This is a genomic window from Luteipulveratus halotolerans (genome assembly GCF_001247745.1).
Taxonomy (GTDB): domain Bacteria; phylum Actinomycetota; class Actinomycetes; order Actinomycetales; family Dermatophilaceae; genus Luteipulveratus; species Luteipulveratus halotolerans.
Window position 1 is genome coordinate 1,879,835 of record NZ_LAIR01000002.1, and the last position, 14,318, is coordinate 1,894,152.

The 14,318-nt window shown below is 70.3% G+C and carries 13 protein-coding genes; 3 read left to right on the forward strand and 10 right to left on the reverse strand.

Annotated features, from left to right (window positions below; all coding sequences use genetic code 11):
• Positions 1-26: 26 nt before the first annotated feature.
• Positions 27-773, forward strand: coding sequence for a GNAT family N-acetyltransferase (locus VV01_RS09515; protein ID WP_050669677.1), 747 nt, complete (start codon positions 27-29; stop codon positions 771-773).
• On the opposite strand, the gene VV01_RS09520 is transcribed toward VV01_RS09515, so the two are convergent.
• The 3 genes from VV01_RS09520 to VV01_RS09535 all read right to left on the reverse strand — a co-directional run bounded on the left by VV01_RS09520 (position 770) and on the right by VV01_RS09535 (position 3,919).
• A complete protein-coding gene (locus tag VV01_RS09520; RefSeq protein WP_231635199.1) occupies positions 770-1,387 on the reverse strand; it encodes an HAD family hydrolase in 618 nt (205 codons plus the stop codon). The two genes, VV01_RS09515 and VV01_RS09520, sit on opposite strands and share 4 nt — an antisense overlap.
• A gap of 20 nt (positions 1,388-1,407) precedes the next feature.
• Positions 1,408-3,225 (reverse strand): aspartate--tRNA ligase, encoded by a 1,818-nt coding sequence (gene aspS, locus VV01_RS09525; protein ID WP_050669679.1) that lies wholly within the window; start codon positions 3,223-3,225, stop codon positions 1,408-1,410.
• Positions 3,226-3,538: 313 nt separating this feature from the next.
• Positions 3,539-3,919, reverse strand: coding sequence for a YchJ family protein (locus VV01_RS09535; protein ID WP_050669681.1), 381 nt, complete (start codon positions 3,917-3,919; stop codon positions 3,539-3,541).
• 326 nt (positions 3,920-4,245) lie between these two features.
• Between VV01_RS09535 and VV01_RS09540 the strand changes: the two genes are divergently transcribed.
• Positions 4,246-5,328 (forward strand): ScyD/ScyE family protein, encoded by a 1,083-nt coding sequence (locus tag VV01_RS09540; protein WP_050669682.1) that lies wholly within the window; start codon positions 4,246-4,248, stop codon positions 5,326-5,328.
• A 62-nt stretch (positions 5,329-5,390) separates the two neighbouring features.
• Here the strand turns inward: VV01_RS09540 and VV01_RS09545 are convergent, their stop codons facing one another.
• Both VV01_RS09545 and VV01_RS09550 read right to left on the reverse strand, forming a co-directional pair.
• Positions 5,391-6,611 (reverse strand): DUF2306 domain-containing protein, encoded by a 1,221-nt coding sequence (locus VV01_RS09545; RefSeq protein WP_197275015.1) that lies wholly within the window; start codon positions 6,609-6,611, stop codon positions 5,391-5,393.
• Positions 6,612-6,678: 67 nt separating this feature from the next.
• Positions 6,679-7,221, reverse strand: a complete 543-nt coding sequence (locus VV01_RS09550) for a PadR family transcriptional regulator (RefSeq protein ID WP_071606336.1) — start codon at positions 7,219-7,221, stop codon at positions 6,679-6,681.
• An 81-nt stretch (positions 7,222-7,302) separates the two neighbouring features.
• Here VV01_RS09550 and argG point away from each other — a divergent pair, with 81 nt between their 5' ends.
• A complete protein-coding gene (gene argG, locus VV01_RS09555; protein WP_050669683.1) occupies positions 7,303-8,721 on the forward strand; it encodes an argininosuccinate synthase in 1,419 nt (472 codons plus the stop codon).
• A 70-nt stretch (positions 8,722-8,791) separates the two neighbouring features.
• Here the strand turns inward: argG and VV01_RS09560 are convergent, their stop codons facing one another.
• The 5 genes from VV01_RS09560 to murJ form a co-directional block, all read right to left on the reverse strand.
• Positions 8,792-9,154 (reverse strand): phosphotransferase-like protein, encoded by a 363-nt coding sequence (locus VV01_RS09560; protein WP_050669684.1) that lies wholly within the window; start codon positions 9,152-9,154, stop codon positions 8,792-8,794.
• Positions 9,155-9,217: 63 nt separating this feature from the next.
• The gene (locus VV01_RS09565; protein WP_050669685.1) at positions 9,218-9,862 is read right to left on the reverse strand and encodes an NUDIX domain-containing protein; all 645 of its coding nucleotides are present in this window, start codon (positions 9,860-9,862) and stop codon (positions 9,218-9,220) included.
• A complete protein-coding gene (locus tag VV01_RS09570) occupies positions 9,859-11,550 on the reverse strand; it encodes a CTP synthase (RefSeq protein WP_050669686.1) in 1,692 nt (563 codons plus the stop codon). The genes VV01_RS09565 and VV01_RS09570 overlap by 4 nt, the downstream gene beginning before the upstream one ends.
• 42 nt (positions 11,551-11,592) lie before the next feature.
• The gene (locus VV01_RS09575) at positions 11,593-12,681 is read right to left on the reverse strand and encodes a glycosyltransferase family 4 protein (RefSeq protein ID WP_050669687.1); all 1,089 of its coding nucleotides are present in this window, start codon (positions 12,679-12,681) and stop codon (positions 11,593-11,595) included.
• The gene (murJ, locus tag VV01_RS09580) at positions 12,678-14,318 is read right to left on the reverse strand and encodes a murein biosynthesis integral membrane protein MurJ (protein WP_050669688.1); all 1,641 of its coding nucleotides are present in this window, start codon (positions 14,316-14,318) and stop codon (positions 12,678-12,680) included. Before murJ ends, VV01_RS09575 begins: the two co-directional genes overlap by 4 nt.

The following is a 14,318-nucleotide window of genomic DNA, read 5'->3' on the forward strand; positions in this document are numbered from 1 at the left end:
TGAGCGGTCGTGCTGAGATATCGGACGTGCAACCGGTCTCCATCTCCGACAAGGACGAGCTGCTCGCTCTCACCGACGACGACGCGTTCGTGCGGTACGACGTTCGCCTCCTCCCGGAGTACACACCGCTGCGCGTCGGCTCGGCCGTGGCGTTCGTGCGCCTGCCGATGATGCAGCGACCGCCCAACCTGACGGTCATCGGACCGGACGCGGACGTCGAGGCGCTGCTGCGGTGGTACGCCGAGACCGGGTTGCCGGAGGCGGTCAGGGGCATCTCGGTCGAGCAGGCACACGAGGAGCTGCTGCGGCGCCACCTCGAGGTGAGCGCCGGCGGTGACTGGGACTGGATGTGGACGACGGCCGAGCCCGCGACCGTCCCCGAGGAGCGTGTGCTGATCGAGCTGGACGACGCCCGCGATGCGCGAGACATCGTGCGGCTCAACGAGATCGGCAGCCCGACAGCCGAGTCGTTGCCCGGCACGGGCATCACCGAGCACTGGGTCGGTGCGCGCGAGGCCGGCGTGCTGATCGCCGCTGCGGCGGTGCACCGCACGAGCGGTGGCGCTCAGCACCTCACCGGCATCGTCGTGCACCCGGACCATCGCGGACGACGGCTCGGGCTCGCGATGACCGCGGCGCTCACCCGCCGGGCCGTGCAGATGGACGGTGTGAGCACCCTCGGGATGTACTCGCACAATGACCGCGCCAGAGCGTTGTACGAGCACCTCGGCTACCGCACCGCGCACGCCTGGGCGAGCCGTCGCCTGGCCTAGACCTCGATGCCGTGGCGGGCGAGCGCCGAGCGCAGGCCCGGCGCTCCTGATGCCGGGTCGTGTCGCTCGGCCTGGATGCCGCAGGCCTTCGCCGACGCGACGTTGGCAGCGCTGTCATCGATGAAAAGCGTTGCGCCAGAAGGAAGCCGAAGGTCGGACAGCACTCGTCGGAAGTACTCGGCGTCGGGCTTCATCGCGCCCACCTCGCTCGAGTAGTACGTGCGGTCGAAGTGTGCGTCGTAGCCCAGGTCGTTACGCATCAGCCGCACGCGGTAGTCCTGCTGGTTGGTGGCGAGTACGCACGAGATCCCTTGTGCCCGAACACGATCCACGAGCTCGAACGCAGCCGGGTCGACGTGCACGTCGTCCCACAGCGCGAGGACGTCATCGGGCGACACGGAGAGCCCGCGTTCGACGAGCAACCGCGCCACCGCCGTACGGAACGGCTCCTCACCGCGCAGAGCGGGCTTCTCGGCCGCGAACAACGCCTCGGCGAAGTCAGGCCCGCCGATGGCACCCAGCCGCTCCGGCCACGTCGGACCCGCGACGGGTGCGCCGCCGTGGCCGGGCGCCGGATGGCCGTGCTGCAGGACACCGTCGGCGTCCCACAGCACGGCTCGAATCGTGGTCAACCTCAGGCCTTCTCAGCCTCTGCGGCTGCGTCGACCTTGGGCTCGGGCTTGGCGTCGACGCCCGCTTCCTTGCGCTGCGCGGCCGTGATCGGCGCGGGTGCAGCGGTCAGCGGGTCGTAGCCGCCACCGGACTTCGGGAACGCGATGACCTCACGGATGGAGTCCGTGCCCGACAGCAGCGCGCAGATGCGGTCCCAGCCGAACGCGATGCCACCGTGCGGCGGCGCACCGAAGGCGAACGCGTCGAGCAGGAAACCGAACTTCTCCTGCGCCTCCTCCTCGGAGAGCCCCATGACCTTGAACACCCGCTCCTGGATGTCCTTGCGGTGGATACGGATCGAGCCACCGCCGATCTCGTTGCCGTTGCAGACCATGTCGTACGCGTACGCCAGCGCCGAGCCCGGGTCGGTGTCGAAGGTGTCGAGGTACTCGGCCTTCGGCATGGTGAACGCGTGATGGACGGCCGTCCACGATCCGGAGCCGACCGCGACGTCACCCGAGGCGACCGCGTCGGCGGCCGGCTCGAACAGCGGGGCGTCGAGCACCCACAGGAACGACCACGCCGACTCGTCGATCAGCTCGCAGCGCTTGCCGATCTCCAGGCGTGCAGCACCGAGCAGCGCTCGCGACGACTTCGCGTCGCCGGCTCCGAAGAAGATGCAGTCGCCGGGCTTGGCGCCGACATGCCCCGGCAGTGCTGCCTTCTCGGCGTCGGTGAGGTTCTTGGCGACCGGGCCTGAAAGCTCAACGGAGCCGTCGGCCGTGCCTTCGTTGACCAGGACGTACGCGAGGCCCTTGGCGCCGCGCTGCTTGGCCCACTCCTGCCAGGCGTCGAGCTTCTTACGGGGCTGCGACGCGCCGCCCGGCATGACCACGGCACCGACGTACGGCGCCTGGAACACGCGGAAGGTCGTGTCCTTGAACAGCTCGGTGCAGTCGACGAGCTCCTGGCCGAAGCGCAGGTCGGGCTTGTCGGAGCCGTAGCGCGCCATCGCGTCGGCGTAGGTCATCTGCGGGAACGGCGTGGGCAGGTCGACGCCGATGAGGGCCCACAGGGCCTTGGCGATCGCCTCACCGAGCTCGATGACGTCGGCCTGCTCGACGAAGCTCATCTCGATGTCGAGCTGAGTGAACTCCGGCTGCCGGTCGGCGCGGAAGTCCTCGTCGCGGTAGCAGCGCGCGATCTGGTAGTAGCGCTCCATGCCGGCGACCATGAGCAGCTGCTTGAACAGCTGCGGGCTCTGCGGCAGGGCGTACCAGCTGCCCGGGGCAAGGCGCGCGGGCACCAGGAAGTCGCGAGCGCCCTCGGGCGTCGAGCGGGTCAGCGTCGGCGTCTCGATCTCGACGAAGTCGCGCTCGGCGAGCACCGTGCGAGCAGCGGCGTTGACCTTGGAGCGCAGCCGGATCGCCTCACCCGGGGCCGGACGGCGCAGGTCGAGGTAGCGGTGCTTGAGGCGCGCCTCCTCGCCGACGGTCACGCGCTCGTCGATCTGGAAGGGCAGCGGCTCGGACGCCGAGAGCACCTCGATGGTGTCGGCGACCACGTCGATCTCACCCGTGGGCACGTCGGCGTTGACGTCCTTGGCGTCGCGCGGGGTGACCGTGCCGGTCACCTGCACGCAGTACTCGTTGCGCAGGCCGTGAGCCGCGCCGGTGAGCACCTCGTCGCGGGCGACGACCTGGACGATGCCGCTGGCGTCGCGCAGGTCCAGGAAGGCCACTCCCCCGTGGTCGCGGCGGCGGGCGACCCAGCCCGCCAGGGTCACGGTGGTCCCGGCGTCGCCGGAACGCAGGCTGCCGGCGTCGTGCGTGCGCATCATGTGCGTGATGTCCTCTCAAGGTCAGGCCTCGGAGGTGGCCGATGGGCTACCTGCCGAGAACGGCAGCCCGGTCAGGTGTGGGCGGGGGCCAGATCGCGGTGCCACCACACCTTCGCCGAGGAGTCCTCGGCCTCTCGTCGGTGACGCCGTACGCGCGGTCCCCAGGCTGGTACGCCGAGACGCACCGGGCGGGTCGTCACGCCGCCGCCGAGGACGGTGACCATCGTACGGTGCGTCCGCGCGTGCTCGCGACCGAGATCGCAGGCGTCGCCCCACCGGCCGCGATCACGGACGGGCACGCGCGTCAGCAGCGTCACTCGGCGTCGAGGTAGAACCACCGTCCGCCGCGGCGCGCGAACGTGCTGCGCTCGTGCAGCTGTCCCCCGACGTGCAGCGCGGTGAACTCGACCACGCCCTCGTCGTCGTCCGCGCCACCACCGACGACCTCGTCGACGCGCAGCCCGGTCCACCGTGTCTCGGGGTCCAGCGTCACCTGGGCGGGCCTCGTGCGTGGATGCCAGGTGCGCCAGAGGTGCTCGCGGTTGCCGAACACGTAGGCGGTGTACCGCGAACGCATCAGCTCCTCCGCGGTCACCGCCAGACGCTCGGTCGTGAGGAGCGGACCGCAGCAGTCGTCGTACGCCCGACCGCTGTCGCAGGGGCAGGGCTCGTCGTCGCTCGCGTGCGTGCTCATGGCTCCATCCTGGCCGACCACCCGAACTCCCGACGGACCCGAGTTCCTTCGAGGCGAGGGACGATGCGCAAACGCCGTGGCGGCGCGCTGCACGCGACAGGACACTGGTTGCCGGTCCGCGGGACGGGTGACGTCGAGCCGGACTGGAGGGGTGCAGCGACCGATCGCGCGTGGCCGACCCATTCCGCTGCGCCCGACGCGCCCAGGTCCGCACGCACGCTCCACCGGCGCCGGCCAGCTCGTTCGCTAGGGGCTTTCGCATGCAGAACCGATCACTTCGTCGACCGACCAGACCTGTCCTTGCCAGCGCAGCAGTCGCCGGGCTCGTGCTCACGCTGGGCCCGCTCTCGACGCCCGCTGTCTCTGCGCATCCCACGACCGCGCCGCGCACGGTCGCGTCCGGGCTCGACAACCCCCGCCATCTGTCGTTCGCGCCCGACGGCACGTTGTACGTCGCCGAGTCCGGCCGCGGCGGAGCCGGGCCCTGCCAGGAGGGACCTGAGGGAGGCACCGTCTGCCTCGGCGCGAGCGGCGCCGTCACCGCCGTGAAGCACGGGCGCCAGCACCGCGTCCTGACCGGGCTTCCGTCCCTCGCGGCCGCCGACGGCAGCCAGGCATCCGGTCCGTCGGACGTGTCGATGACCGGCAACCGCGCGATTACGGTCGCGGTCGGCCTCGGCGGCTCGCCGCAGACGCGCGCGGCGTTCGGCCCCGGCGGCGCCCGGCTCGGCACCCTGCTCACCGGAAGGCTCGCTCCGAAGCCCCACCTCGAGGTCCTGGCTGACGTGGTCGGCTACGAGGCACGGCACAACCCCGACGGCGGCGAGGACTCCAACACCTCCGGGCTGGTCAAGGTCGGCAACGCGTACGCGGTCACTGACGCCGGCGGCAACGATCTCGTACGCCTCGGCAAGCGCGGCACCGGTTCCACCCTGGCGGTCTTTCCCGACACCATGACCGAGGCCCCGCCGTTCCTCGGCCTCCCGCCCGGCACCCAGATCCCGATGCAGGCCGTGCCGACCGGCGTCGCCGTCGGGCCGGATGGTGCGTACTACGTCAGCCAGCTCAACGGATTCCCTTTCACACCAGGGAAATCCACGATCTGGCGGGTCGTGCCGGGTCAGGCCCCGACGGCGTACGCCACCGGCCTCACCAACGTCACCGACCTCACCTGGTCGGGCGATTCGCTGTACGCCGTCCAGCTCGCCGACGACGGTCTGCTGTCCGTGCCCGAGGGGCAGCTCCCGAAGGGCTCACTGCTCAAGGTCGGTCGCGGATCTGCGCACTCCACCGTGGCTGGTGAGCTCGTCGCGCCGTACGGCGTGGCGGTGCGAGGCGGCACGGCGTACGTCACGACGTGCGCCGTCTGCGCCGGCGCAGGCTCGGTCGTCGCGATCGTGCTGCGCTGATCCGAGGTGGATCCCGGCGCGGCGGACCGTACGGGGCCGAGCCGCCGCGCCGGAGTCTGTCGTCAGCGCGCGTCGACGAGCTCGGACTCGCGCTCGGGATCAGCAGTCTCGGTGGACAACGCCTGTCGCCTGGAGATCGAGACCTTCTCGGCTGCGCGGGTGCCGAGGTAGAGACGCAGGCCGATCATCATGAACGCGCCGAAGGCGCTCACGCCCCAGCTCACCGCAACGGCTGCTGTGAGGGCGGTCGCCGAGTCCTGCCCGAGCCAGTTCTGGAACGCGAACGCGAGTGCGAGGGCGAGTCCGGGTACGCCACACAGGAGGAAGAGCTGCCAGCGCCACTCCTCGGACGCGAGCGTCCTGCCGGCGCGGGTGCTCCGCACGATGCACCAGATCATCACTGCGGCCGCGGCGAGGTACGGAACGGCGAAGTAGGCGAACAGCCGGTCGCCGGACGCGCCCCAGCTGTGGAACACCACACCGATCGGGATCAGGGCGACCAGGCAGAAGAACGCGCTGCCGATGAACGCAGGCCAGGGCAACCAGGTGCCCTTGATGCCCGGCGCCGGACGCCGCGAGTCGAGCATGCGCGAGGCCACCGCGGCGGCGAACACGACCAGTCCGCCCTGGTTCATCACCGACATCATGTTGACCTCGGCCAGCGTCGCCTCCGGGTGGAACTGCTTCAGGACACCCCACTCGAGCCGCAGCACGGGTGCGGTCATGAGGAACGCGTAGTTGAGCGCCATCCACCGGAAGTGCATCTGAATCTGGCCCTGGGCGAGGGCGACCAGTCCGAACGTGACGCTCATGACGGTGCCGATCAGGATGGTGGTCAGCGCGATCGAGAAGACCGGGCCGCTGAACACCTCGGCCATCGGCGTCGTCATGAGGTAGATCAGCGCACCGATCATGCTCACGTAGACGGTCACCGCATAGACCACGCCGACGGTGCGGTGCAGACGTCGGCGCCGGCGTACGACGCTGAGCAGCTGAGCCGGGCCGAGGAGCATCAGCAGCCCGCCACCGATGGTGTGCACGAGCAGGGCCGGGATGTTCTTGTCGTAGACCGGCTGACGGTCGATCAGTGCGTCGTGCACGTAGGAGTAGTCGGTCGCACGTTCGAGGACATCAGGTCCGAGGCTCGGAGCTCCCGGCGACGCGTACGGCCAGATCGCGGTCATGGCGATCGGCGCGTAGACGACCGACCCGATCACCAGTGCCCACACGGCCACCCAGAACAGCTTCGAGCGGCCTTTGCGCGGGCCGGCGACGAGCGACACAGGCTCTCCCAGCGTTCGGAGTGAATGGTTCAACATTCAGAGTGAACCATAACCGGCGTCACACTGGCTAGGAGACGTCCTGCCCGTCGGCCGCGTTCGTACCGGACCGGCGGTCGAGCAACGTGCTCCAGAACGCCACCAGCGCCTGCTCGTACCTGATGCCGAACGCCAGCGTGGCCGCTGGGCCGCGGGGCATCCCCGCGCTCTCGGCCTTCATCTGCTCGTAGCCCTGGAGCCGCTCGGTGTGGTGGGAGATCTGCGCCGGCCCGATGTCACGGACGTCGCTGCCGAAGAACAGCTTCAGCAGACCCAGGTCACGCGCCTCGACAGGGATGACCGCGGGATCGGCGAGCCACTCGCTCAACGCCTTCTTGCCGTCATCGGTGATCGTGAGCAGGCGGCGACGTCGGCCACCGCTCTCCTGCTCCTGGGCGAGCAGACCCGCCTCGACCAGCTTGTCGGCCTGGACGTAGATCTGGGTGTGCGGCAGCGACCAGAACGGCGCGACGTAGTCGGCCGCGGCCTGCTTCAGCGCGTACGGCGACGCCTCGCCCAGCAGGTCGACCAGCCCGAGCACGAGATAGGACGCGGTCGTCAGGCGGGCAGTCATGGAGAGCACCCTACTGACGGGCGCACTCCAACCGGTGGGCGCCGACACGAGCACCGCACGCCGGGCTCTACGCTGGCGGGCGTGTCCAAGGTCCTGACTTCTCTTCCTGTTGGTGAACGAGTCGGCATCGCCTTCTCCGGCGGTCTCGACACCTCGGTGGCCGTCGCGTGGATGCGCGACAAGGGGGCGGTGCCGTGTACGTACACCGCCGACCTCGGCCAGTACGACGAGCCCGACATCGACTCGGTCCCCGGCCGCGCCGGTCAGTACGGCGCCGAGCTCGCCCGTCTGGTCGACTGCAAGACCCAGCTCGTCGAGGAGGGCCTGGCCGCGATCGCGTGCGGCGCCTTCCACATCCGCAGCGGCAGCCGCGTCTACTTCAACACCACTCCCCTGGGCCGCGCCGTCACCGGCACCCTGCTCGTCCGCGCGATGCAGGAGGACGGTGTCTCGATCTGGGGTGACGGGTCGACGTTCAAGGGCAACGACATCGAGCGGTTCTACCGCTACGGCCTGCTCGCCAACCCGGCGCTGCGCATCTACAAGCCGTGGCTCGACGCCGACTTCGTCACCGAGCTCGGTGGCCGCAAGGAGATGTCGGAGTGGCTGGTCGCGCACGACCTGCCCTACCGCGACAGCACCGAGAAGGCGTACTCCACCGACGCCAACATCCTCGGCGCCACCCATGAGGCCAAGACGCTGGAGCACCTCGACACCTCGCTCGAGACGGTCGAGCCGATCATGGGCGTGCGCTTCTGGGACCCCGAGGTGGCCATCGAGACCGAGGACGTCACCGTGCGCTTCGAGCGCGGTCGCCCGGTCTCCATCAACGGCGCCTCGTTCGACGACATCGTGGCGCTGTTCAACGAGGCCAACGCGATCGGCGGCCGACACGGGCTCGGCATGTCCGACCAGATCGAGAACCGCATCATCGAGGCCAAGTCGCGCGGCATCTACGAGGCCCCCGGCATGGCCCTGCTGTTCATCGCGTACGAGCGGCTCGTCAACGCGGTGCACAACGAGGACACCATCGCGTCGTACCACCAGGACGGGCGCCGCCTCGGCCGGCTGCTGTACGAAGGTCGCTGGTTCGACCCGCAGTCGCTGATGATCCGCGAGGGTCTGCTGCGCTGGGTCGCCTCGGCCGTCACCGGGGAGGTCACCATCCGGCTGCGTCGCGGCGAGGACTACACCGTCGTCAACACCACCGGCGAGGGCTTCTCCTACCACCCCGACAAGCTGTCGATGGAGCGCACCGAGGACGCGGCGTTCGGCCCGACCGATCGCATCGGCCAGCTCACGATGCGCAACCTCGACATCGCCGACACCCGCTCCAAGCTCGAGCTGTACGCCGCGCAGGGCGGCCTCGCCGAGCGTGACACCGAGCTGGTCGGCCGCCTCGAACCCGGTGGCGCACAGGCGATCTCGTCCAACCCGGAGGTCAGTACGGACGAGGACGACGCCCTCGACCGCGCCGCGATCGACTTCGGTGTCGACTGACCGGCGACCACACTCCGACGAAGGCGGCCGGCTCCCGATCGGGGCCGGCCGCCTTCGTCGTACCCGACTCTCAGGCTCGCGCGCTCAGAGCAAGGGCATCCGTCATGAGAGCGACGCTCGCAGGCGCGAGAACGCCCGTCTCGCAGGTGGATTCGCGATCAGCGCCTGCGATGTCCTGAGCGAGGTCCACCGGCGTACGACGTGTGCTGTCGACCTCGAGATCGCAGTCGCCGTGGGCGAAGACGACGCCGAGCTGCTGCTCGGCCGCACCGATCACACGGTCGCCGCGTGCGGCCTCGCGCCGACGCAGCTCAGGTGCTGAGCAGGTCACGTGCACGAGCAGGACGTCGAGCCCGGCCCACACCTCGACGAGGTCTCGGATCCACCACGGCTCACTCAGCACCTGATCGGCGATCACGTCGTTGCCCGCCACCACTCGACGGGCCGTTCAGCAGGACGATGCGCCCGCGCGGATCACCTTCTCCCCCAACACCTTTCACCGGTACGCCGGGTGCTCCGGCCATGGTGCGTCGTACGGTCGCAGCGTGGCCCAGCCCTGCTGGGACGCGGCGTGTGCGGCGAGGACGCCCGCGACCGTACAGGCGTTGTGCAGGCGACCGGCGAGCACCGCGTCCACGGCTCCCTGCAGCGGCACCCACCGTACGACGATGTCGGCCTCCTCGTGCTCGCGCACGAACCGCTCCTCGTCTGCGACAGCACTCAGCCCGCGCGCGAGGAAGCAGCGCCAGTTCTCGCTCGACCCGCCCGGAGAGTTCTGCCAGTCGGCCAGGACGTGCCAGGTGTCGGCGCGCAGGTCAGCCTCTTCGTACAGCTCGCGCGAGGCGGCCTCCCACGGAGGCTCGCCGGCGACGTCGAGCAGGCCGGCGGGCAGCTCCCAGTCGAGGATCCGCGTCGGATGGCGGTACTGCTGCAGCAGCAGCACTCGACCTTGGTCGTCGAGCGCGACGCAGCCGACGGCACCGGTGTGCGCGACGAACTCACGCGTGACGACACCGGCGTCACCCAGGTCGACCTGCTCGCGTACGACGTCCCACACCATCCCTGCGTGCACCGTCTCGCGCTGCAGCACAAGACGGTCGACCAGCTCGTCCGCCAGAGGGCCTTCGTCGCCGGAAGTCACTGTGCCGCAGCGGTTTCGGAGTCCTTCGGTCGCTCGACCTCGACCAGGCGCGACGCCTTCTGCGCATCGATCGCCGCGCCCACGAGGCCGGCGAACAGCGGGTGCGCACGGTGGGGACGCGACAAGAACTCGGGATGAGCCTGGGTCGACACGTAGTACGGGTGGACGTCGGCCGGGAGCTCCACGAACTCCACCAGCAGACCGTCCGGCGAGGTGCCCGAGAACACGAGCCCGGCCTTCTCCAGCTGCTTGCGGTAGCCGTTGTTGACCTCGTAGCGGTGCCGGTGCCGCTCGGACACCTCTGTCGAGCCGTACGCGGCGGCGATCACCGAGTCCTGCTGCAGCGCAGCGGGATACGCGCCCAGGCGCATCGTGCCTCCGAGGTCTCCAGCGCCCTCGACGAACGCCTTCTGCTCCTCCATGGTCGCGATGACCGCGTGCTTGGTGTCGGGGTCGAACTCCGAGGAGGACGCGCCGTCGATGCCGGCGACGTTGCGGGCGTACTCGATGACCATGCACTGCAGCCCAAGACAGATGCCCAGCGTCGGCACCTTGTGCTCGCGCGCCCACCGCAGAGCACCGAGCTTGCCCTCGATGCCCCGGACGCCGAAGCCGCCCGGGACGAGGATCGCGTCCACGCCGCCGAGTGCTTTCGAGGCACCCGCGTCGGTCTGGCAGTCGTCGCTCGGCACCCAGCGGATCTTGACCTTGGCGTCGTGGTGGAAGCCGCCCGCCCGCATCGCCTCGGTGACCGACAGGTAGGCGTCGGGCAGGTCGATGTACTTGCCGACCAGCGCGATCTCGACCTGGTGCTCCGGGTGGTGCACGCGACGCAGGAGGTCGTCCCACTCGGTCCAGTCGACGTCACGGAACGGCAGGCCGAGACGGCGTACGACGTAGGCGTCGAAGCCCTCGCTGTGCAGGACCTTCGGGATGTCGTAGATGCTCGGGGCGTCGACAGCAGCGGCGCAGCCCTCCTGCTCGACGTCGCACATCAGCGAGATCTTGCGCTTGATGCTCTCGGGGATCTCACGATCGGCACGCAGCACGAGACCGTCGGGCTGGATACCGACCTGGCGCAGAGCGGCCACGGAGTGCTGCGTCGGCTTGGTCTTCAGCTCGCCGCTCGGGGCGAGGTAGGGCACGAGCGAGACGTGCAGGAAGAACACGTGGTCGCGGCCGACGTCCTGGCGGACCTGGCGAGCGGCCTCGAGGAACGGCAGGCTCTCGATGTCACCGACGGTGCCACCGATCTCGGTGATGATGATGTCGGGCGGAGTCGCCGAGGTGGCCTCGGCCCGCATGCGTTCCTTGATCTCGTTGGTGATGTGCGGGATCACCTGGACCGTGTCGCCGAGGTACTCACCACGCCGCTCCTTGGCGATCACCTGGTTGTAGACCTGGCCGGTCGTCACGTTGGCGCTGCCCGAGAGGTTGACCCCGAGGAACCGTTCGTAGTGACCGATGTCCAGGTCGGTCTCGGCGCCGTCCTCGGTGACGAACACCTCACCGTGCTGGAACGGGTTCATCGTCCCGGGATCGACATTGAGATAGGGGTCCAGCTTCTGCATCGTCACGCGCAGCCCACGCGCGCGGAGCAGCTGTCCGAGGCTCGAGGCCGTCAGGCCCTTGCCGAGAGAAGAGGCAACGCCTCCGGTCACAAAGATGTGCTTCGTCGTCTCCACCACGGGCTGCCAGTCTACGTCACCGAAACCGGGGTCGGTCCACCGCTAGGCCGGAGTGTCGCCGACGACGTCCTCGTAGACCGCCAGCGCGTCCTCGACCGCCGTATCGCGGTCGGGCAGCTGCGCGCCGCGGGCGGCCGACAGTCGGGCCAGATCCGCGCGGTACGCCGGATCACCGGCCACCTGTCCGATCGCGGCCCCCAGCGCTGCGGGATCGCCTTCGGCGACGAGGACACCTGCGGTCTCGACGACCGCGCGCGTGCCGCCGACGTCGGTCGCCACGACCGGACATCCGGCGAGCAGTGCCTCCTGCAACCACACGGGCTGCCCCTCCCAATGCGCACTGGAGACCACCAGGTCGCTCGCCCGCAGCAGATCAGGCACATCGCTGCGGTGTCCCAGCAGCCGCACGGGCAACGACTCGGCGGCGATGCGGTCGGCGAGATGGTCGTGCAGCGGACCCTCCCCCGCGACCGCCACCGTCAGCGCAGTGTCGGGGTCGACGAACGGCAGGGCGTCCAGCAGGAGGTCGAGTCCCTTCTGCGGCGCGAGACGCCCCACGACCAGCGCGAGGCAACCGGGGGCGCCGAGCTCCCTGCGTACGGCCTCCTCGCTGCGTCGAGCAGGCGGCAGCGCCGGCGCAGCGACCACTGCAGGCCGCACGTCGTCAGCACCCAGCTGGCGCATCCGCAGCACGAGGTCCGGCGACACCCCGAGCACGGCGCGTGCACGTGCGGCGACGACGCGTTCGAGAGCCTGGAACACGACTCTGCTGGGACCGGGCGGTGCGGCGTTGTGCAGCGTCACGAGCACCGGCACCACTCGAGTCGTCAGCGCAGCCATCGCACCCGCACGCAGGCCGTGCGCGTGGACCAGGTCGTGCTCGTGCACGGCAGCCCGGAGGATGCGCATGGTGCGGGCGTCGGCGACAGGGTGCGGTCGGTCTGCGATCCCCACCTCGACCACGGCTGCGCCGGCACCAGCGAAGTCGTAGCGCCGCTCCACCTCGGGCGGGCACGCCACGGTGACACGGTGCCCGCGCGAGAGCAGACCGACGGCCAGCTCGTGGACGTGCCGTCCCGCTCCACCGGCGACGAGGCCGACCACGAGCAGAATTCGTCGGGACCCGCTCACCGTGTCACTCGCGCGGGCCGAAGGCGGTCGCGCACCATCCGTGCGCTCGAGGAGTCAGCCACAAGGAGAACCGTCGCATAGACCGCAGCCGCCGCTGCAGCGACCACCACCCCGGACGCGATCGCTCCCACCACCGACGCGGCGTCGAGGTGGTGAGCGACGGTGGTGCCGACCGCCCCGCCCACGATGCCGGCGACGACGGATGCACCCGCAGTGCGCAGGGCCGGCGCGGTCGCGTGGCGTCCCCAGGCGCGAGTCACGAGGCCCACGAGCAGCAGCGCCGCCAGTGTCATGCCGGCCGTGCTCGACCAGCCGAGAACGCTGAGCGCAGAACGCGATCCGGAGCCGTCAGAGACCAGGACTAGGGGCACGACCGCTGCCACCAGCCAGCCGACGGCGACTGCGCACGCACCGTGCCACGGGTTGCCGCGCACGTAGAGCGCACGCTGCAGAAGAGCGATCACGGCGAAGCCGACCAAGCCTCCGGCGTAGGCGACCAGCGCGGGTTCCATGGACGAGATGGACGAGCCGGCCGCACTGTGACGACTGGCGTCGATCAGCTCGAAGAACCGGCCGACGGGTCGAGCGACGCTGACGAGCACCGCGCTGCCGAGCACACCGACCACGACCACCGTGCGCAAGGAGCGTGCCACGACGCTCGCTCCGGGATCGTCGGCCGCTTCACGGTCGCCCACCATGCTCGGGAAGGCGGCCGTGGCGACCGGCACGGCGAGCACGGCGTACGGGAGGAGGTAGACCGCCTGGACGTAGCTGTAGACGTTGAGCGTGCCTGTGCCTCCGCGGTGGTTGCTCACGGTCGCCGTTGCGACCACGGCGACCTGCTGCGCGATCAGGGCGAGCACACCCGCGCCGGCGAGATGCACCGCGCGGCGACCCGCCCCGGGCGGGAAGGTCCAGGTGGGCCGCAGGCGTACGCCGAGCCGACGCACAGGCACCAGCAGCGGCAGGCTGAGCGCTGCGACACCGAGCGTCGTACCGCCTGCGAGCGCTGCCACGGCATCGGCGCCGAGGGACTCCGGTCGACCGTCGCTCCCCGTCGCCAGATGGCCGTACAGCAGGTACGCGAGGATCACGACCGCGCTCGACGGCAGCGGCGCGAGAGCCGCGGCCAGGAAACGACGATGCGCCTGGAGGACGCCGGCCAGGACGATGCCGACGCCGTACAGCGGGATCTGCGGGGCGAACGTCAGGACCATCGTCACGGCGAGGTCGACGCGGCCCGCCTGCGCGCAGCCGAGCTCGGAGCGCCCGCCCAGCAGCCAGGTCGACAGCGGGCGCGCGAGGACCGCGAGGAGCAGCGCGAGCGGGACGAGAACGGTCAGTGCCCAGGTGATCAGCGCAGAGGCGACGTCGTCGGCCTCGTCGTCGCGTCCACGCGCCAACGCGCCCGCGACCAGGGGTACGGCCACTGCGGCCAACGCTCCCCCGGCGGCGACCTCGAACAGGACATTGGGCAGCAGGTTGGCGGTGGCGTAGACCTCGCCGACGCAGGTGCCTCCGACCGAGCCGGAGAACGCGATCCAGCGCCCGAATCCGACGACCCGGGCCAGAAGGGTGATCACCGCGATCATGCCTGCGGCTGCGAGGAGCCCACCGCGGGCGGTGCGACCACTCAC